This window comes from Micromonospora sp. MH99 (genome assembly GCF_021442385.1).
Classification (GTDB): Bacteria; Actinomycetota; Actinomycetes; order Mycobacteriales; family Micromonosporaceae; genus Micromonospora.
In genome coordinates this window covers 69,919-90,036 of sequence record NZ_MUZA01000012.1, presented here as the reverse complement: position 1 = coordinate 90,036, position 20,118 = coordinate 69,919, and the positions used below count along the sequence as shown (strand labels likewise).

General features: G+C 70.9%; 15 protein-coding genes. 4 read left to right on the top strand and 11 right to left on the bottom strand.

Annotation, left to right across the window (positions count from 1 at the left end):
• Positions 1 to 162: 162 nt before the first annotated feature.
• Entirely contained in the window at positions 163 to 1,791 is a 1,629-nt protein-coding gene (locus B0E54_RS09335) for a lectin (RefSeq protein WP_255786739.1), read from the bottom strand.
• A 290-nt stretch (positions 1,792 to 2,081) separates the two neighbouring features.
• Between B0E54_RS09335 and B0E54_RS09330 the strand changes: the two genes are divergently transcribed.
• Entirely contained in the window at positions 2,082 to 2,975 is an 894-nt protein-coding gene (locus tag B0E54_RS09330; RefSeq protein WP_234582905.1) for an SGNH/GDSL hydrolase family protein, read from the top strand.
• Between the two features lie 132 nt (positions 2,976 to 3,107).
• Here B0E54_RS09330 and B0E54_RS09325 read toward each other — a convergent pair whose 3' ends face one another.
• From B0E54_RS09325 to B0E54_RS09310, 4 genes are all read right to left on the bottom strand, one after another.
• Entirely contained in the window at positions 3,108 to 4,253 is a 1,146-nt protein-coding gene (locus B0E54_RS09325) for an RNA polymerase sigma factor (protein ID WP_234582954.1), read from the bottom strand.
• Between the two features lie 8 nt (positions 4,254 to 4,261).
• Complete coding sequence (locus B0E54_RS09320; protein WP_234582904.1) at positions 4,262 to 4,669, bottom strand: YciI family protein; 408 nt, start codon at positions 4,667 to 4,669, stop codon at positions 4,262 to 4,264.
• A gap of 101 nt (positions 4,670 to 4,770) precedes the next feature.
• Positions 4,771 to 5,835, bottom strand: coding sequence for a LacI family DNA-binding transcriptional regulator (locus B0E54_RS09315; RefSeq protein WP_234582903.1), 1,065 nt, complete (start codon positions 5,833 to 5,835; stop codon positions 4,771 to 4,773).
• A 44-nt stretch (positions 5,836 to 5,879) separates the two neighbouring features.
• Positions 5,880 to 7,454 (bottom strand): glycoside hydrolase family 43 protein, encoded by a 1,575-nt coding sequence (locus B0E54_RS09310; protein WP_234582902.1) that lies wholly within the window; start codon positions 7,452 to 7,454, stop codon positions 5,880 to 5,882.
• A gap of 479 nt (positions 7,455 to 7,933) precedes the next feature.
• Between B0E54_RS09310 and B0E54_RS09305 the strand changes: the two genes are divergently transcribed.
• Complete coding sequence (locus B0E54_RS09305; RefSeq protein ID WP_234582901.1) at positions 7,934 to 10,780, top strand: glycoside hydrolase N-terminal domain-containing protein; 2,847 nt, start codon at positions 7,934 to 7,936, stop codon at positions 10,778 to 10,780.
• Positions 10,781 to 10,851: 71 nt separating this feature from the next.
• Here the strand turns inward: B0E54_RS09305 and B0E54_RS09300 are convergent, their stop codons facing one another.
• Together B0E54_RS09300 and B0E54_RS09295 are read right to left on the bottom strand one after the other, a co-directional pair.
• The gene (locus B0E54_RS09300) at positions 10,852 to 11,163 is read right to left on the bottom strand and encodes a hypothetical protein (protein WP_234582899.1); all 312 of its coding nucleotides are present in this window, start codon (positions 11,161 to 11,163) and stop codon (positions 10,852 to 10,854) included.
• Between the two features lie 45 nt (positions 11,164 to 11,208).
• Positions 11,209 to 11,658: an iron chaperone gene (locus B0E54_RS09295; RefSeq protein WP_234582898.1), complete on the bottom strand. Its 450-nt coding sequence runs from the start codon at positions 11,656 to 11,658 to the stop codon at positions 11,209 to 11,211.
• 252 nt (positions 11,659 to 11,910) lie between these two features.
• Here B0E54_RS09295 and B0E54_RS09290 point away from each other — a divergent pair, with 252 nt between their 5' ends.
• Positions 11,911 to 12,924 (top strand): LacI family DNA-binding transcriptional regulator, encoded by a 1,014-nt coding sequence (locus tag B0E54_RS09290; protein WP_234582897.1) that lies wholly within the window; start codon positions 11,911 to 11,913, stop codon positions 12,922 to 12,924.
• 48 nt (positions 12,925 to 12,972) lie between these two features.
• Here B0E54_RS09290 and B0E54_RS09285 read toward each other — a convergent pair whose 3' ends face one another.
• From B0E54_RS09285 to B0E54_RS09270, 4 genes are read right to left on the bottom strand one after another with little or no spacing between them, the layout of a single operon-like run.
• Positions 12,973 to 14,685: an amylo-alpha-1,6-glucosidase gene (locus B0E54_RS09285; protein WP_234582896.1), complete on the bottom strand. Its 1,713-nt coding sequence runs from the start codon at positions 14,683 to 14,685 to the stop codon at positions 12,973 to 12,975.
• A gap of 56 nt (positions 14,686 to 14,741) precedes the next feature.
• Positions 14,742 to 15,566, bottom strand: a complete 825-nt coding sequence (locus tag B0E54_RS09280) for a carbohydrate ABC transporter permease (protein ID WP_234582895.1) — start codon at positions 15,564 to 15,566, stop codon at positions 14,742 to 14,744.
• Complete coding sequence (locus B0E54_RS09275) at positions 15,563 to 16,534, bottom strand: carbohydrate ABC transporter permease (protein WP_234582894.1); 972 nt, start codon at positions 16,532 to 16,534, stop codon at positions 15,563 to 15,565. Before B0E54_RS09275 ends, B0E54_RS09280 begins: the two co-directional genes overlap by 4 nt.
• A gap of 18 nt (positions 16,535 to 16,552) precedes the next feature.
• Positions 16,553 to 17,797 (bottom strand): extracellular solute-binding protein, encoded by a 1,245-nt coding sequence (locus B0E54_RS09270; RefSeq protein WP_234582893.1) that lies wholly within the window; start codon positions 17,795 to 17,797, stop codon positions 16,553 to 16,555.
• Between the two features lie 300 nt (positions 17,798 to 18,097).
• On the opposite strand from B0E54_RS09270, the gene B0E54_RS09265 reads away from it, so the two are divergent.
• Positions 18,098 to 19,933 (top strand): RICIN domain-containing protein, encoded by a 1,836-nt coding sequence (locus B0E54_RS09265; protein WP_234582892.1) that lies wholly within the window; start codon positions 18,098 to 18,100, stop codon positions 19,931 to 19,933.
• Positions 19,934 to 20,118: the final 185 nt, after the last annotated feature.

Here is a 20,118-nt window from a genome sequence, read left to right as displayed (position 1 = left end):
GCCTCGTTTCAGCAGAGCCGTCCCGAACCGTGGCAATGCTATGCGTCGGACGTTCCCCGGGTGCCGCAGGGGTGAGCATGGCGCGGCGCGCGCCGGCCGGGCGCCACGCGGGTCGGTGCCCGCGACCGCGCCCGGCCGGCCCCGCCTGTCGGGGCGGGTCGCTCAGCTGCGGCTCCACCGCTGGCTGGCCGCGCCGTTGCAGTCCCAGATCTGGGTGCGTGTGCCATTCGCCGTACCGTTGCCCACCAGGTCCAGGCAGCGGCCCGAGGCGACCGCCGTGATCGAGCCGTCGGCGTTGAAGCGCCACTGTTGGTTCGCCTGGCCGTGACAGTCCCAGATGATCACCGACGTCCCGTTGGCGGTGCCGGCGTTGTTGACGTCGAGGCACTTTCCTCCGTAGACCCGCAGCTCCTGGGCGCTTGTCGAGGTCCAGGACTGATTGGCCTGGCCGTGGCAGTCCCAGATGATGGCCGTGGCGCCGTTGGTCTGGGACGCGCCGTTGACGTCCAGGCACCGGCCGGCGGACGTGCTGCGGATCGTCGACGTCGTGCCCGGCGGGGGAGTGCTCGGCGGAGGCGTGGTCGGCGGGGGTGTGGTCGGCGGGGGCGTGCCGCCGCCGGTGACCAGGAGCATGGCGGCGCCGTGCGCCGGCACCGACGCGCTGATCGTGCCGGTCGACGTCGAGGTGGTGTGGGACCACAGGTCACGCACCGCGTACGAGCCGGCGCTGCCGAGCCCGAGCGCGCTGGCCGTGGTGGAGATCGTGGTCGTGCCACTGCCGCGGTTGAGCAGGACGGTGGCCACCCCGCCGGTGGACATCGGCTTGCGCCAGACCTCCAGATCACCGGAGTCACTGATCTTGCGACCCTGCTGGCCGCCCCAGTCCTGGTTGACGGCGATCACGTCGGTGTTGGTCAGGATCGTGCGGGTGGCCGCCGACATGGTGCGGATGTCGTTGCCCGCCAGCAGCGGGGCGTTCAGCAGCGCCCACAGGCTGAAGTGGGCCCGGGACTCGGTGTCGGTCGGGCCGTTGCCGACCTCCAGCATGTCCGGGTCGTTCCACGCGCCCGGACGGGCGTACGACTCCTTGCCGACCTGCTGGTCGAGGATGCTCATGATGGAGTTCCAGTTACCGCCGATGTCACCTGTCGTACGCCAGGAGTTGCCCACCCCCGCGCCCCAGGTCCAGACGCTGTCCTGCCCCCAGCTGCACAGGCTGTAGAGGATCGGCCGGTTGGTCGCCGCGAGCGCGTCCCGCATCGCGGTGTAACGCTGCTGCGCGCTCCGACCGAGGTGGTCGCCGCAGTTGTCGTACTTGAGGTAGTCGATCCCCCAGGACGCCCAGAGGTTGGCGTCGCGCTGCTCGTAGTTGATGCTGGCCGGGTACCCGGCGCAGGTGAGGGTCCCGGCCGAGGAGTAGATGCCCAGCTTGAGGCCCTTGCCGTGGACGTAGTCGGCGAGAGCCTTGATGCCGCTCGGGAACTTCTGCGGATCGGCGACCAGGTCGCCGCTGGCGTTGCGCTGCTTGGTGGACCAGCAGTCGTCGATGTTGACGTAGCGGTATCCGGCCGCGGCCATCCCGCTGGAGACCAGCGCGTCGGCCGTCTGCCGAATGAGCGTCTCGTTGACGTTGCAACCGAACGCGTTCCAGTCGTTCCAGCCCATCTGTGGCGTGCGGGCCAGCCCGTTCTCCAACGCCTGCGCGGGTTGCGTGGTGGTGAGCACGACCGCGCCGCTGACCACAGCGGTGCCGAGGGCGGCTGCGAGGAGCGCGGGGAGCAGGAGGGCCATTCTTCGTCTGAGCACGTGCACTCCTTGCGGGTGGTTGGCGGCGAGGGCCCGCTGCCGGTCCACAGGGAGCCAACGACATAGATCGCTGCCAATTTAACTCGTACGACATATGACGTCAACGTCGCCGACGTCCGGCGCGGACGCCGGGGGGTCGGAGCCTGCCGCGCAGCCCTCCTGACCCACACTGTGGGACAGCATTTAGTGAGTGTCATCTATATTGACGCCGCTCGGTGGGCGGCGACAGGATCTCGGCACCACCATCGCCACCGCGATCTCCCCTGGGAGGCGTCATGCCCCGTCCCCGCCTGCCGCTCCTGCGGGCAGCCACCCGACTCGCCGCGCTCGCCGCGGCCACCGCCGGTGTGCTGTTCGCCGTCGCCACACCCGCCAGCGCCGCGGTCCCCACCGGCCGCTACGTCGCGCTCGGCGACTCGTACACCGCCGGTCCGCTGATCCCCACCCAGGTCGACCTCAACTGTCTCCGGTCGAACCGCAACTACCCCTCCCTGGTGGCCGCGTCCGCCGGCTCGACGTCGTTCGCCGACGTGAGCTGCTCCGGCGCCACCACCGACGACATCCTCTACGGCGGCAGCGGCCAACTGGGCATCAACCTGCCACCGCAGCTCAACGCGGTCACGTCGAGCACGGCGCTGGTGACGGTGCAGATCGGCGGCAACGACATCGGCTTCGCCGACATCATCGGCGAATGCGCGGAGGCGAGCCTCAGCAGCCCACTCGGCTCGCCGTGCAAGAACCGGTACACCGCAGGCGGCACCGACCAGCTGCAGGCCCGGATCGCGGCAACCGTGCCGAAGGTGACGACCACGCTGCAGGCGATCCGCCGGGCCGCGCCGAGCGCGCGGATCGTGGTGCTCGGATACCCGGCGATCCTGCCCGACAGCGGCTACGGCTGCTGGCCCGTCGTCCCGATCGCCTACCAGGACGTGCCCTACCTGCGCGGCATCGAGAAGTCGCTCAACGCCATGCTGGCCAGCGCCGCGGGGGCGAACGGCGCCACCTACGCCGACGTCTACACGCCGTCGATCGGTCGGGACGCGTGCAAGAGCAGCAGCACCCGTTGGGTCGAGGGGCTGGTGCCGCAGAACGCGGCCGCGCCCTTCCACCCGAACGCGCGCGGTGAGCAGGGCATGAGCACCGCGCTGCTCGCCACTCTGAACCGCTGACCGAGCGGATCGCTCGTGCCGGCCCCGTCACGCGACGACGGCGGGGCCGGCGGTCGAAGCCGGTCCGGATGACAGGTGCTCTGCGTCGTTGCCGTCGTCGACCGGCGCGTTGCCCGCGTCGGCCGGGCGCCGTCACCGCTGTCGGCGGGCGTTGAGCCGGGCGGCCTGGCGCGTCAGGTGGTCCCGCTCGGCGAGGTTGGGGGCCTGGTGGGCCGCCTCAACGTACAGGCGTGCCGCCGTCGCGAGGTCGCCGTCGCGCTCGTGCAGGTACGCCGCCACCGCCGTGTGACGGGGCAGCGAGTCGTCAAGCGCCGCGAGCGCCGCCAGGCCGGCCCGGGCGCCGTCGGCCTCGCCGACGGCCACCGCGCGGTTGAGCCGGACGACCGGGCTGTCGGTCAGGCGTGCCAGCTCGTCGTACCACTCGACGATCTGCACCCAGTCGGTCTCCTCAGCGGTGGGCGCGTCGGCGTGCAGCGCCGCGATGGCGGCCTGGGCCTGAAACTCGCCCAGCCGGTCGCGGGCGAGGGCCGCCTGGAGGATGTCGACACCCTCGGCGATGAGTGCGGTGTCCCACCGGCCGCGGTCCTGCTCGGCGAGCGGCACCAGGCTGCCGTCGGACGCGGTCCGGCTGGCGCGGCGGGCGTGGTGCAGCAGCATGAGGGCGAGCAGGCCCGCCACCTCGGGATGGTCGATGGCGGCCGCGAGCTGCCGGGTGAGCCGGATGGCCTCGGCCGCGAGGTCGACGTCGCCGGTGTAGCCCTCGTTGAAGACCAGGTAGAGCACGCGCAGCACGGTGGCGACGTCGCCGGGCTGGTCGAACCGCACGGTGGAGACGGTTCGTTTGGCCCGGCTGATGCGTTGCGCCATGGTCGCCTCGGGCACCAGGTAGGCGTCCGCGATCTGACGGGTGGTCAGCCCGCCCACGGCCCGCAGCGTGAGCGCGACGGCGGACGACGGCGTCAGCGACGGGTGGGCGCAGAGAAAGTAGAGCTGGAGGTCGTCGTCCACCGTCGGTGTGGGCCCCGGCGCCGGCTCGGAGTCGACGAGGTCCTCACGACGGCGACGGGCGGCGTCCGCCCTCGTGGTGTCGAGGAACCGGCGCCAGGCCACGGTGATCAGCCAGCCCTTCGGGTCCCGCGGCGGGTCGGCCGGCCAGACGCGGATGGCCTCGACGAGCGCGTCCTGTACGGCGTCCTCGGCCGCCGCGAAGTCAGCTCCGCGGCGGACGAGGATGCCGAGCACGCCCGGCGTGAGGCTCCGGAGCAGTGCGTCGTCCATCGCCGAGGTCACTCGGCGATGGTGGGGGGCTCGGTCAGGAAGGGGCGCACCTCGAGCCACTCGTGGATCGGCTTCCCGCCCGCCCCCGGAGCGGCCGACAGTTCCCCGGCCAGCTCGACGGCGCGTTCGTACGTGTCGACGTCGATCACCATCCAGCCGGCGATGAGGTCCTTGGTCTCGGCGAACGGACCGTCGGTGACCGGCGGGCGTCCCGGGCCGTCGTAGCGGACCCACGCTCCCTCGGGGGCGAGCGCCTGACCCTCGATGAACTCGCCGGTCTTCTCCAGCCGGGACGCGAAGTCGTTCATGTACTGCATGTGCGCCGAGATCTCCTCCGGCGTCCACCGGTCCATCGGCACGTCGTTCACCCCGGCCGGACCGCCGCGGTAGTGCTTCAGCAGCAGGTACTTCGCCATCGTCCTGTTCCTCCTCGCTGGTGTGACCCGTTCCGGTCACGTTCACCTCGGGGACGGAGCCGCGCGCCGTTTCTCGACATGGCCGCCAAGAAATTTCTGGCTCACGGGCGGAGGGCGGCCTCCGACAACCGCGAACCGGGCGGCCCGGTGCTGGCACGCACGACCAGCGCGGTGCCGAGCTCGTACCGCTCCTGAGCCAGCGCATGGCCGTCGGTCAGCGCCAACGCGAGCCGGGCGGCGGTGGCCCCGATCTCGCTGAACGGCTGTCGCACCGTGGTGAGAGGTGGCGTGGTCCAGGCCGCCTGGTCCACGTCGTCGAAGCCGACGACGCTGAGGTCGTCGGGGATTCGCAGACCGGCCTCGTAGGCCGCCGTGTAGACGCCGAGCGCCTGCAGGTCATTGCCGCAGACGACGGCGGTGGGGGGGTCGGCCAGGGTCAGCAACTCGCGGCCGAGGTCACGGCCGTCCTCGAAGCTGAAGACTCCGCGCCGTTCGAGGCTGCTGTCGAACGGAACGCCGGCATGGTCCAGCGCGGCTCGGAAGCCATCCAGGCGAGCCCGCGCCGACAGATCCTGCTCCGGCCCGGTGACCACGCCGATCCGTCGGTGGCCGAGGTCCAGCAGATGCCGGGTGGCGGCCAGGGCGCCGCTCCAGTTGTTCGACCCGACGGCGGGCGTGGGGAACAGCTCGCCGACCGGGTCGATCGCCACGAGCGGGATGCCCATGGCGGTGAGCTGTCTGCCGTGCTCGGCGGTGACCAGGGAGCAGACCGCGATGACGGCGGTGGGCTGTCGCAGCAGCAGCGGCTCCATCCAGGGCAGCCCCGCCGCCACCCGATGGCGGATGTCGATGAAGCCGACCGTGCAGTCCCGGGAGCCGGCGACCTCCTGGATCCCCCGCAGGATCTCCAGGGCGATCGAGGGCAGCATCCGGTGAAAGAGCACCTCGATGCAGAGCGTCCTCGCGGCGGTTTCCGGCCGGCGGTAGCCATGGTCACGCAGCAGTGCCTCCACCCGCTGCCGGGTCTGCTCGCCCACCCCGGCGCGACCGTTGAGAACCTTCGACACCGTGGGAGGGGACACCCCGGCGAGCTCGGCGATCGTGGCGATGGGCAGGTCACCGCGCCGGGGCTTGCGCGCGTGATGCCGCCGGCTCTCCTCGATCACACGGGGAGTCTACGGTGATCCCTCGATGGCGAGCCGGTCCGCGCTCAGTCGGTAGGCCGCGCTGCCGGCCGGTAGTCGAACCAGTCGAAGGCGGCGCTGTCCCCGGTCACGTACATGCCGATGACCCGGCCGGTGAAGCCGCCGGCGACCTCGGTGGACAGGTAGCGCCCGTCGAGTTCGGCCAACAGGACGCGGCCCTCGGAGGTCTCCACCTCGAACGCGATCATGTCGGAGGTGGCGGGGCGTACGCCGAAGGGTTCGTCAGCGGCCGCCAGCCCCGCGGCCGAGGTCACGGTCGGCGGGTAGAGGCAGTGGGTCCGGGTGGCGATCGTCAGAACCAGCGGGCCGGCGGGTACGTCGAGGGACGCGAAGACCTGCCGGAACGGCCCGACCCGACCGACGACGCGGACGCTGCCGCCGCCAATCTCCAGGTCGTAGTGGTGCGCCTCGTCGATGCGGATGGTGAGCCCGGCCGTGCCGCTGCCCGGATCGACCCGCGTGCTGGCCCGGCAGTCATGGTGGCGCTGGCGCGTCGCCACCATCGTCGCGCCGGCCCGGTCCAGCGTCGTACCGGTGGCGTGCAGGGTGAGCCATCCGGGCCGCTCGGTCAGCGACCAGGCCGCGTCGGGGCGGGAGCGGGGCGAGATCCAGCCGGGCGCGAGGGTTGTCGCGTCGAAGTCGTCGTGGTGGGCGACCGGCCCGGGCGGGGCCGCGAGGGCCGGTGCGCTGCCGGCGGGCGCCGCGGTGACCTCCCGGACGACGTCCACGACGGGCCACCCGCCGTCCCAGCGAACCGGCGCGAGGAACGTCTCGCGGCCGAGCACGTGAAAGGGCGGCCACTGGCCCTTCGCCCGGATGCCCAGAAGGACCATCCACCAGCTGCCGTCCGTGGCCTGCACCAGATCGGCGTGCCCGGCGGCCTGCACCGACAGGTTGGTGCTGCGGTGCGTGAGGATGGGGTTGCTCGGCGCGGGCTCGAAGGGCCCCCGGGGGCTGCGTGCGCGGGCGATCGACACGGCGTGGCCGGTGTGCGTGCCACCCTCGGAGAGCAGCAGGTACCACCAGTCGCCGATCCGGTAGAGGTGCGGCGCCTCCGGGTACTGGCCGCCGGTGCCGGACCAGAGCGGGATCGGCCCCTCCAGCACCTGACCCCGGTCCGGGTCGATCCGGTAGGCGTCCACCCCCGAGGTCGTCAGCCAGCAGGTGCCGTCGTCGTCCCAGGCCAGGGACGGGTCGACGTGGGGGAGGTCGAGGTAGACCGGCTCGGACCACGGGCCGGCGGGGTCCCGCGCGGTGACGATGAGGTGGCGGCCCAGGCTGACGTTGGTGGTGATCATCCAGAACCGGCCGTCGTGGTGGCGGATGGTCGGCGCGAAGATGCCTCGGGACGCGTCGGCGTCCGGCGGGATCTCCAGCTGGCTGGGACGGTCGAGGATGTTGCCGATCTGTCGCCAGCTCACCAGGTCCCGACTGTGCAGCAGCGGTACGCCCGGAAAGTACTCGAAGCTGGAGCAGGCCAGGTAGTAGTCGTCGCCGACCCGGCAGACACTCGGATCGGGATAGAAGCCGGGCACGACCGGATTGCGGTAGCCCGAGACGGCCGCCGTGCCTGCGAACACTGGGTGCCACCTCCCGCGCGGTCCATGCCCTGATGCCACAGAATGTTCGCGATAACATCGGGTGCCCTGGATGCTACGAAGATGCCGTCGGGATGGCAACCCGGTCCGCGTGCCGGGGCGGGGGCCAGCCGCGCGACCTCGCGGGGACGCTGGCGGGAAACATGGCCGACATCTCTTGACGAGCGGCACTGCCATCTACGAAGGTCTATAGAGGGTGAGCTGACGCGCCGCCGGGAGCTCGGGGCGTCGGTCCCCGGCTGTGAACGGTGCTGCAGGGTGCGAACGGGCGGCACTTGTTAGCGCTAACAGCAGGGCGCCTCACCACACGTCCAACGACAGCGGCCGTACGTCTCGCACGGGACCTCGAACGGCGCGCTGGCCGTGGGCACGTCCCCGACATTCGACTTCCTCAACGGTGGCCCGGCAGGGGCGCCGTTCTTCACCCTCCTGCGCCGCTAGCTGCGCTGATTGGAGAGACCATGCCTGACGTGACACGAAGGAACGTGCTGAGGGCCGGTGCGGCGGGCGCCGGAGCCGCGCTGCTGCCGGTCGCGTGGTCCGCCGTCGCCCGCGCCGGCTCGGTGGCGCCGTCGCAGGTGCTCGCCGCCGGCGACATGGCCCTCTGGTACGACGAGCCCGCGGGCACCGACTGGCTACGGGCGCTGCCGATCGGCAACGGCCGGCTCGGCGCGATGGTGTTCGGCAACGTCGACACCGAACGGCTGCAGCTCAACGAGGACACCATCTGGGCCGGCGGCCCGTACGACTCGGCCAACACCCGGGGAGCGGCAAACCTGGCCGAGATCCGGCGGCGTGTCTTTGCGGACCAGTGGACCCAGGCGCAGGACCTCATCAACCAGACGATGATGGGAACCCCGGGCGGCCAGCTCGCCTACCAGCCGGTGGGCAACCTCCGGCTGGCCTTCTCCTCGGCCAGCGCGTCGCAGTACAACCGGACGCTGGACCTCACCACCGCCACCGTCACCACGACGTACGTGCTCAACGGTGTCCGGTACCAGCGTGAGGCGTTCGCCAGCGCTCCCGACGGGGTGATCGTGCTCCGGCTGACCGCCGACCGCGCCAACTCGATCACGTTCAACGCCACCTTCGACAGTCCGCAGCGGACGACCATGTCGAGCCCGGACGCCGCCACGATCGCCGTCGACGGCATCTCCGGCGCGATGGAGGGCGTCAACGGGTCGGTGCGCTTCCTCGCCCTGGCCCAGGCGGTCGCGACCGGCGGCACGGTCAGCAGTTCCGGAGGCACCCTGCGCGTCTCCGGCGCCACGAGCGTCACCGTGCTGATCTCGATCGGCTCCAGCTACGTCAACTACCGCATCGTCAACGGCGACTACCAGGGCATCGCGCGCAGCCGCCTCACCGCCGCCCGGGGCGTGGGCTTCGATCAGCTGCGCAGTCGGCACCTCGCCGACTACCAGGCCCTGTTCAACCGGGTGAGCATCGACCTGGGTCGTACGGCCGCCGCCGATCAGCCGACCGACGTGCGGATCGCCCAGCACGCGAGCACCAACGACCCGCAGTTCTCCGCCCTGCTGTTCCAGTACGGCCGCTACCTGCTGATCTCCTCGTCGCGGCCGGGCACCCAGCCGGCGAACCTCCAGGGCATCTGGAACGACTCCATGACGCCGCCCTGGGACTCGAAGTACACGATCAACGCCAACCTGCCGATGAACTACTGGCCCGCCGACACGACGAACCTCGCCGAGTGCTTCCTGCCGGTCTTCGACATGATCAAGGACCTCACGGTGACGGGTGCGCGCGTCGCCCAGGCGCAGTACGGCGCCGGCGGCTGGGTCACCCACCACAACACGGACGGGTGGCGCGGCGCCTCGGTCGTCGACGGGGCACTGTGGGGCATGTGGCAGACCGGCGGCGCCTGGTTGTCCACCCTCATCTGGGAGCACTACCTGTTCACCGGCGACGTCGGCTTCCTGTCGGCCAACTACCCGGCCCTCAAGGGCGCCGCCCAGTTCTTCCTCGACACGCTGGTGGCCCACCCGACGCTCGGCTACCTGGTCACGAACCCGTCGAACTCGCCCGAGCTGCCGCACCACTCGAACGCCAGTGTCTGCGCGGGCCCCACCATGGACAACCAGATCCTGCGGGACCTGTTCGACGCGGTCGCCCGCGCCAGCGAGGTGCTCGGCGTCGACACGACGTTCCGCTCCCAGGTGCGCACGGCCCGGGACCGGCTGGCGCCCACGAAGGTCGGCTCGCGCGGCAACGTCCAGGAGTGGCTCGCCGACTGGGTCGAGACCGAGCGGAACCACAGGCACGTCTCGCACCTGTACGGCCTGCATCCCAGCAACCAGATCACCAGGCGCGGCACCCCGCAGCTGTACGAGGCCGCGCGCCGGACGTTGGAGCTGCGCGGCGACGACGGCACCGGCTGGTCCCTCGCGTGGAAGATCAACTATTGGGCCCGGCTGGAGGACGGCACCCGCGCCCACAAGCTCCTGAAGGACCTCGTGCGCACCGACCGGCTCGCGCCGAACATGTTCGACCTGCACCCACCGTTCCAGATCGACGGCAACTTCGGCGCGACCTCCGGCATCGCCGAGATGGTGCTGCACAGCCACACCGGCGAGCTGCACCTGCTGCCGGCGCTGCCGAGCGCCTGGCCCACCGGCCAGGTCGCGGGGCTCCGCGCTCGTGGCGGATACACCGTCGGCGTGGCCTGGACCAGCGGGCAGGCCGACGAGATCAGCGTCCGCGCCGACCGCGACGGCACCCTACGACTCCGCTGCCGGCTCTTCACCGGTTCCTTCACCCTCGTCGACGTCACCGACGACAGCACGCCCACCACCACCCGACCCGAGACGGACGTCGTCCAACTCGCCGTCCGCGCCGGGCACACCTACCGCGCCGCGCGGCCCGGCGTGACACCGTCACCGACGCTGACCAGCACGCCCTCGCCCACCGTCTCGCCGACCCCGAGTCCGACCGACACACCGAGCCCGATCCCGACGCCGACGCCAACCGTGTCCAGCACGCCCTCGCCGTCCGGCGCGCGGGCCACGTACACGGTGACGAACTCGTGGTCGGGCGGCTTCCAGGGCTCGGTCACGGTGACCGCCGGGGCGACGGCGATCCGGGGCTGGACGGTCTCCTGGACGTTCCCCAACGGGCAGGCGATCACCCAGATCTGGGGTGGCACGCACACTCAGAGCGGTGCGAACGTGCGGGTGACGAACGTCGACTACAACGGGTCGCTGCCGGCCGGTGGCTCCACCACGTTCGGCTTCCTCGCCTCCGCGACGGGAACCAACAACCCGCCGACCGACATCACCTGCACGACCACCTGAGCTGGCGCGTTCCCGCCCGCCGCCGGCCCCGCGTCGGCGGCGGGCCGGGCGCGCTGCCCACCCGCTGGCTACTACGTCGCGTCGCCACCGGTCCATCGGGGCCGCCTGCGCCACCGCTGGTGCCGCCAGACGGCGACCACGCAGGCCACCGCGATGAGCAGGGCCGCGGCGCCCTTCCAGGCGCGCTCCCACCACGGTCGGTCGGTGCCGAACGCCGCCTCGCCGCTCGCCATGACCCACACGCCCACCCACGCCCACTCCCAGCCGCGCGGCCAGGAGAACTCCTCCGGCGGGTCGGTGAACGCGCCGACCGCGATGACCGCAGCGCCGACGACGAGGACCAGCGGTACGCCGATGTCCGTGACGAACTCCCAGAACGACACCTGGCGATCATCGTCGTCGCGCGCAAGGGGCGCCAGAGCCGTGGCTCAGGAGACCGCCGCGCGTACCAGCTCGATGACCCTCTTCTCCACGTCGGGGCTCCAGGTCCGCAGCGCGTACGACACCGGCCAGAGGTCACCGTCGTCGAGGTTGGCCGTGTCCTGGAAGCCCAGGGTCGAGTAGCGGTAGTTGAACTTGCCGGAGTCCTGGAAGAAGACGACGATCTTGTCGGCCGCGTTCGCGTAGGCGGGCATGCCGTACCAGGTCTTCGGCGTCAGGTCGGGGGCGGCGGCGGTCACCGCCACGTGCACGCGCTCGGCGAGCGCGCGGTCGTCGGGCGCCATCTGCGCGATGCGGTCGAGGACCGCCTGCAACCCGTCGGCCCGCTTGGCGCCCTTCTTGCCCTCGGCGCGCAGCTCGGCCGCACGCTCCTTCATCGCGGCGCGCTCCTCGGCGCTGAAGCCGTCGGACTCGGTCGTGGAGGTCTTCGCGGACATGTCGGGCTCCCTCTCGATGTTTCTCCGGCCCGGCGGTAAGGCCGGCTACCTGGGAAAAAGGCTAGGCCGGGGTGCCGGCCGGGCGCTTCTTGATTCCTGACCGGGTCGCCTCGGGCGCAACGGGCGGGTCGACCCGGTCGGGCAGGCCGAACGGGCCGGGCGGCGCGTCCGGGCGTCGGCGCGAAGCGCCTATGCTCGGAACCGGAGCTGGGCGCGTCCCCGTCGGGGCAGGAATCGATTCGAGGGCGGCGTATGAACATCGGGGAGATCGCCCGGCGGGCGGGGGTGTCCCGCAGCACCGTGTCGTACGTGCTGAGCGGCAAGCGGACCGTCTCGGAGGCGACCCGGCAGCGGATCCAGGCGGTCATCGACGAGCTGGACTACCGGCCGAACGCCAGCGCCCGCGCCCTGAAGGAGGGGCGTACGCGCACCCTCGGGCTGGTGATCCCACCGGCGAGCCAGCGGTTGACCGACATGCAGCTGGGCTTCGTCGCCAGCGTCGTCGAGGCCGCCGCCCGCCACGACCTGGATGTGCTGCTGTCCCCGTCCGGTGGCGACCACGACAGGTCGTTCGAGCGGATCGTCAGCGGGCGTCGGGTGGACGGCGTGGTCCTCATGGAGATCCGCTTGGAGGACGACCGGGTCACGCGCCTGGCCAGAACGGGTCTGCCGTTCGTCACTATCGGTCGGACGGCGCAGGCGCACGGCATGAGCTGGGTCGACATCGACTACGCCGGGCTGATCGCGCGTTGTGTGCACCACCTGGCCGATCTGGGGCATCGGCACGTGGCGCTGGTCAACCGCTCCGCCGAGCTGGTGGCGGCGGGTTACGGGCCCAGCCACCGCGCCCTGGCCGGTTTCCAGGCGGCGGTGGCGGAACGGGGTCTGGTCGGCGTGGACGTCTGCTGCGGCGATGACACGGCCTCCGGTGAGGCGTGCGTCGAGCAGTTGCTCGGGACGCACCCGGACGTCACGGCGGTGGCCACCATCAACGAGGCGGCGTTGCCGGGCATGCAGCGGGCGCTGACCAGCGCCGGGTTGTCCGTTCCGGCCGACTTCTCCGTCACCGGGGTCGCCGCCCAGCACTGGGCGGAGGACTTCCGCCCACCGCTGACCGCTGCGGACGTGCCCATGCGGGACATGGGCGCCGAGGCGGTGGCACTGCTGCTGGAGATCATCGCGGCCCCCGGCAGCGTGCCGCGGCACCGCCTCTACAGCCCACCCATCTCGCTGCGGTCCAGCACCGGCCCGGTCCGGACCGACTGATCCTCCACCGGCGCGCGGGCCCCGCCGATTGGGGCCCGCGCCGTACGGCTACCGTCGCGCGGCCCGGCGTTCCTCCTGGGCGGCCGCGAGGATGAGGTAGCTGCTGGCCGTCCAGGTGTACGCGCGATCCCGCAGCCCGGCGCCGGTCTCGGCGTCGAAGTTCTCCGCGAAACCGGACTTCTCGCACAGCGCGAGGAAGCGCTGGCTGATGTCGTCGGCGATCCCGGTGTGCCCGGCCCGCCGCAGACCGTCCTCGACCAGCACCGTGGAGGGCGCCCAGATCGGGCCCCGCCAGTAGCCGTCGGCCAGGTAGTGGGCCGAGTCCGTCGGTTCGGTGGCCAGCCCGTGCGTGGTGAGGTGGGTCTCGACGCCCCGGGCCAGCGCGTCGGCGATCGGGGCGGGCAGGTCGGCGCCGAGAGCGACGGGCATCAGATCGAGCAGGCTGCGGCTGGTCCGCCGCTGCCCGGTGTGCGGGCTGCGGGCGGTGAAGCGCTCACCGTCCCACAGCTGCCCGATCATTGCCGCGCGGATCCGGTCGGCCTCCCGGGACCACCGGTCGGCGGGTTCGCCCAGCTCGGTGGCGAGGTCGGCCAGGCACCGCAGCTGGGAGACCAGGAACGCCGCCAGGTCGGCGGTCTGCACGACCCGGCCGTCGTCGAACGTGGTGGCGTTGTCCCAGCCGCTGTCGTTGCCGTGCTGGTAATGCGGCAGGTCGTGGCCGGGCGCGCGGCGCGCGTCGAGCCAGAAACCGGTCCAGCGGGCCAACCGGTCGTACGTCTGCGCGAGCGCCGCCCGGTCCGGTGGCTCAGGGAGGCGTCGGCGCAGGTGGCGCAGCGCCCAGCCGTGGATGGGCGGCTTGACGTAGTTGTGCAGGACCTCCGAGTGGGTGACCGAGTCGGGCAGGGCACCCGCGCCGTCCTGGTGGTCGAAGGGCAGGTGGAACTGGTGCCAGGCGAGCTCCGGCTCACCGGCCGCGAGCGCGATCGCGTTGAAGCAGTGGTCCCAGCTCCACACCTTGTCCATCCAGTGCTTGGACATCAGGACGGCGGGTCGGGTCACGAAGCCCGCCGGGGCGACGGTGGCGGACCACAGCACGTACGCGGCCAGTTCGGCGGCGGGCGTGTCCGCGCCGCGCCATGGCGCGATGGCGTCGACGAACGCGGCGAACTCGGCGCTGCGGTCGCGGCACACCTGGTCGAAGGGGACGGTGGTGGCGTACGGCCGGCGGGCGGTGGCGTACTCCTCGATGGCGATCTCCCAGGGCTCGTCGCCGGGGAGGTCCAGGCAACGGTCGGCGGTGCCGAGCGCCTCGACGCCGGCGGCGCGGCGCAGCGCGCCGGAGAGCACCGTGACCCGGTAGCGTCGCCCGGTCTCGTACGAGGTGAAGACGTGTGCGCCGTCGACCGGGTCGAGGTAGAGGTAGGTGCCGCTGAACGGGGTGAGGGTGCCGGCGGCCGCGGCGATCCGCAGCCCGAGGTGCCGGCCCCGGATCCGCAGGGTGTCGGGTGTGTCGTAGACGGCCTCGATGTGACCGGAACCGGCACGCCAGGTCAGCAGCGCGGGCGTGGCCACGACAGTGGAGCCCGCGGCCGTGGGGGAGAGGCGCAGCACCGGGTGCAGCCCGGTCTGGTGCGACACCAGGTGCAGGTCGTCGGCGTACGTCTTCTCGGCTACCACCGGGGAGATGTTGAACCAGGATCCGCGGTAGCTGAACGGGATGTCCTGGATTCCGAACTCCGGACCGGACGGGGCGACGGTCATGGGTGGCGGGTGCCTTTCTGTGGTGCGGGTGGTCAGTCCTCGACCGCCGCGGATGGTCAGTCCTTGACGGCGCCGGCGGTCACGCCCATCGAGACGTACCGCTGCGCCAGAATCAGCAGCACGGCGGCGGGGATCGAGGCGACGACGGCGGTGGCCATGATGGCGTTCCACTGCTGGTTGTTGTTGCCGATGTAGTGGTAGATGCCGAGGGTGATCGGCTGGTGGTCGCCGCCGCCGGCCAGGGTCGAGGCGAAGATGAAGTCCGACCAGGACCACAGGAACGCGAAGAGCGACACCGTGACGATCGAGTTGCGGCTGACCGGCAGCACTATCGACCAGAAGGTGCGCAGCCGTCCCGCGCCGTCGACCACGGCGGCCTGGAGCAGCTCGTCGGGGATGCCGGACATGAAGGCCGTGAAGATCAGTACGGCGAACGGCACCGCGAGTGTCGTGTCGGCCAGGATCAGGCCCGGCAGCGTGTTGAGGACGCCGAGGGTGAGGTAGATGGCGTAGAAGCCCATCGCCATGATGATTCCGGGGATCATCTGGGCGATCAGCAGCAGGAAGCTCAGCGCCGGGCCGCCGGGTGGCCGCAGCTTCGCCAGCGCGTACCCGGCGGGGGCGGCGAGAGCCACGGTCAGTGCCACAGTGCCGAGTCCGACGAGAAAGCTGGTGCCGAGGTACGGCAGTTGCTGGTCGAGGACGGCCCGGTAGCCGTCCAGCGTGCCGTTGGTCGGGAACAGGTGCGGGGGACTGGCGCGCATGTCCTGGTCCCGGGTGAACGACACGTTGATCATCCAGTACACGGGGAAGAGCATCAGCCCGGTCAGCACCAGACCGACCGCGGTCTTCCACCAGACGCGACGCGGTGACGTGGTCATCGTAGGTGCTGCCTCCGTTGGGACCTGATGTAGACGAGCCCGGCGACCAGGGCCATCACGATGAGCAGGTTGCCGACGGCCGCGCCCGGACCGAACTCGGGCAGCAGGTTGCCGAAGCCGAGACGGTACGACCAGGTGGCGAGCGTGGCGGAGGAACCGGTCGGGCCGCCCCTGGTCATGATCCAGATGATGTCGAAGACCTTCAGCGTGTAGATCAGCCCCAGCAGCAGCGTGATCGCGGAGACCGGGCGCAACAGCGGGAACGTGATCGACCAGAACCGTTGCCAGCCGGTCGCGCCGTCGAGCGCGGACGCCTCGTAGACCTCGACCGGGATCGCTTGGAGCCCGCTGTAGAGCACCACCAGGTTGAACGGGATGCCGATCCAGATGTTCGCGATGATCACCGAGGTGAGCGACCAGGTCGGCGAGGTGAGCCAGTTGACCGGGTCGATCCCGACGACGCCCAGTGCGGCGTTGACCAACCCCGAGTCGCTGTTGAGCAACCACGACCAGGTCGAGGCCGACACGATCAGCGGCAGCAGCCACGGTACGAGGATCAGCGCCCGCAGGGTGCCCGACAGCGGGAAGTGCTGGCGGAAGAAGAGGGCCAGGGCCATGCCGATGCTGAACTGGAAGACGAGTGACGCGCCGGTGAAGATCAGCGTGTGTGCCAACGTCGGCCAGAACGCCGGGTCGGCCAGGACGGTGCGGTAGTTGTCCAGGCCGGCGAAGGGTGCGCCGCCCTGCACGAACGAGCGGACGGTGTACTCGCGCAGGCTCAGCTCGACGTTGCGGTAGAGCGGGTAGGCGTAGAAGGCCAGCAGGTAGACGACCGTCGGCGCCAGGAAGCCCCACGCCAGCCATCGTCCGGGCCGGCGGGTGCGAGGCGCGGGGGGCCCGGGTGGGGCGGCCTCAGCCGCCCCACCGTGGCCTCGCGTGGTGGTGGAGATACGCGTCGTGGGGGTCATCGTGTCGGTTCGACGCGCTTACTTGCTCGTGGCCGAGGCCTGCGCGGCGGTCAGCGCCTCCTGCGGCGACTTCCCGCCGCTCAGGGCTGCCTGCACGGCTGTCCACAGGGGTTCGGAGATCTTCGGGTACTTCGTGCCGAGGTTGTCACCGGTGCGACCCTTGGCCGCCCGGACGGCCTCCACCCAGACCTTGAGCTTGGGGTTCTCGGTAGCCTGCCGGTCCTGTACGGCGGCGACGGGCGCCACGTAGGAGAGCGTGGTGTCGGTGGTGAGGAGATTGTCGGCGCTGGTCAGGCAGGTGACGAGCTTCTGCGACGTCGCGTACCGGCCGGTCTTCTTCTGCACCGGGATGGAGACGAACTCGCCGCCGGTCGGCGCCGGGGCCGGCCCGCCGGCGCTGGCCGGAATCGCGATGGTGCCGTACGAGAAGCCGAGCTTCTCGGCGTTGGCCAGCTGCCAGGTGCCGTTCTCCGCGAACGCGAAGTCGCCGGTGGCGAACTCCTGCCAACTCGTGGTCTGGGTGTTGTTGATGACCGAGTTCGGGGCGTAGCCCTGCTTGAGCCAGTCCGTCCAGAGGCTCAGCGCGGACACCGCCTGCGGCGAGTCCAGGCTGGTCAGCTGGGCGCCCGATCCCCAGAACCAGGGCAGGAACTGGAAGCTGCCCTCCTCGGTGCCGATCGCGGAGAACGTGATGCCCTTCTTGCCCTTGGCCTTGACCTTCGTCAGCGCCGCGGTCAGTGACGTCCAGTCCTTGACCGAGGCCGGGTCGACGCCGGCGGCGGTGAGCAGGTCCTTGTTGTAGTAGAGCGCGAGGGTGTTGGCCCCGATCGGCACCCCGTACGTCTTGCCCGCGCTCTGGCCGGCGCCGAGCAGGTTCGCCGCCATGCTCGACACGTCCAGCTTGTTCTCTTCGGTGGTGGTGAGCGCGCCAGCCTCGGCCAGTGTCGAGATGACCGGGTTGTCGACGATCAGCACGTCCGGCGAGTTGCTCTGCTGGGCGGCGAGCAGCGCCTTGTTGGTGAGGTCGGTGGTGTCGTAGCCGGTTCGCTCGACGGTCACGCCCGCCGAGGTGCCGCACTTCTTGAGCAGGGCGACCCAGTCGGAGTCGTCGGCGAACTGCGGATACGGGTCCCAGACGAGGTACGCGCCGCCACCGCCGTCGTCGGAGTCGCCGGACGACGACGAGCAGGCGCTGGCCGTCACCGCGGCGAGCGCTAGCACGGCAACGGCGGCCAGGCGCCGCCGTCGGTTGGGTCGTGTCATGTGCTGCCTCACTTCAAGTCGATCGTCAGGTGGGGTGTCGTGGGTTGACCGTCGCGGGCCGGACCACGTCCGACCATGAGGCGAACCGATTCGACGAAACGGTTCGCACGAAGATAGGACCGCCCATGCACGGTGGTCAAGGGTTGGTGCGCGTCCAGGGAGGTGCTGCTGGGAAACACCGGCTTCACGCGATCGACGCTTCATTGACACAGGTGAGTCCCCGACCTACGATCCGTGCGAATCGATTCGCAAGCGCAGCCCTCCGGAGAGCGTCCCCCGCGCCCCACCAAGGAGCCGCCCGTGAAAACCCCGTCCCGCAGCAGGTCGGGGCGAGCCCACGCGCTCGTCGCCCGACTCGTCGTCGGCCTGCTCGCCGCAACCACCGCCGTCACCGTCGCCGCGTCCCCGGCCCAGGCCGCCGACGAGTCGATAAGCGTCAACTTCTCCACGACGACCGGCACGCCCACCTACCGCGCGTCCGGCTGGATCTACGGCATGACCGAGAACGCCAGTGGGCCGCCGGACCACTTCTACCGCGACGTCAACTTCCGCTACATGCGCGCCGGTGGCGCACAGTTGCCTGGCAGTGGCTGGGTCGGCGGAAACTACGACCGCCGCTGGAACGCCACAGTCGCCCAGGCCCGTCGGACCGTCGCCCTCGGCGGGCAGTTCATCCTGTTGCCGCACGACCTGTGGGGCGCCGACGGCGCCGGCATCTCCCGCTTCCCGGGCGACAACGGCAACTGGACCGACTACGACAACTTCCTGACCCGGGTCATCAACGACGTCCGGGCGTCCGGCCTGTCGGTGCAGTGGGACATCTGGAACGAACCCAACATCACCATCTTCTGGAACCGGCCGATCTCCCAGTACCTCGAACTCTGGCGGCGCACGTACCAGCGCCTCCGGACGGAGTTCCCCAACCAGCTCATCGTCGGGCCGAGCTGCGCCTGCGTGCCGTCGACCAACCACGCGTTCTGGAACCAGTACCTGGACTTCGTGCGCTCGACCAACACGGTGCCGGACATCATCAGCTGGCACTCGCTGCCCGGCGACCCGGTCGCCAACGTCGCCGCCGCCAACGCCACCCTCGACCCGCGCGGCATCCCGCATCCCCGCCCGTACCAGATCAACGAGTACGGGGCGTCCAACGAGCAGAACCCGGCCGACGGCGCCTGGTACATCGCGCGCCTGGAGCGGGCCGGCGCGGACGGTCTGCGGGCCAACTGGGCCAGCGCCGGCAACCTGCACAACGACCTCGGCAACCTGCTGATCCGCAACTCGGCCGGCCAGCACCAGCCCAAGGGCGAGTGGTGGGTCTACCGCTACTACGCCTCCCAGGCCGGCCAGATCGTCTCGGTGACCGGCAGCCAGTCCTACGACGCGTACGCCACGAAGGCGAGCGGCGTGGCGAAGGTGCTGGTCGGTGGCGGTCGTACGACCGGGAACCTGGCCGTCAACCTGCGACGCCTCGACACGATAAGTGGCGTGGTGCAGAACAACCAGGTGCGGGTGCTCACGCAGCGCATCCCGTACAACAACGGCGGCGCGGTGCAGGGGCCGGTCACGGTCTCGAACAGCGTCGTCACCCTGTCCAACAACAACGCCACGGTGACCCTGCCGTACGGCAACCAGAACGACACGTACACGGTGACCCTGCTGCCGCCCTCGGAAGCGGGCTTCCAGTCGGTGGCGGTGGCCCAGCACTCGCAGCAGTGCCTGGACAACACCGGCCTGAGCACCGCCGACGGCAACGTCCAGCAGCAGTTCTACTGCGAGGGCGGTGACCAGCAGCTCTGGAACTTCCGGCCGGTCGCCGGCGTGGCCGACACGTACACGGTGGTCAACCAGCAGAGCGGCAAGTGCCTGGACGTCAGCGGCGTCTCCACCGCCAACGGCGCCGCCGTGCACCAGTGGACCTGCCAGAACGGGCTCAACCAGCAGTTCACCCTCCGGAAGGTGACCTACTCCGGTAACGACTCGCACGACTACCAGCTCGTCGCCCGGCACAGCGGCAAGTGTGTCGACGTCAACGGGGTCTCCACGGCGGCCCGCGCGACGGTCCTGCAGTGGACCTGCAACCCGGTCGGCCAGGGCAGTCCGCTGAACCAGAGCTGGCGGCTCTGGGGGCGGTAGGCGTCGCGGAAGAGGTCCGGCGGCGGCCGTCGGCACGGACGGCCACCGCCGGACTCCCGCCGAGCGGGCTTACATTGACACTCATCGAAAATTGATCCTACGATTGCCGCGAATCGATTCGGCTGCCCCCGCCACCACCACCTGCGGCGTCGGCACTTCCACGCTGTCACGACTCCGAGGAGCCA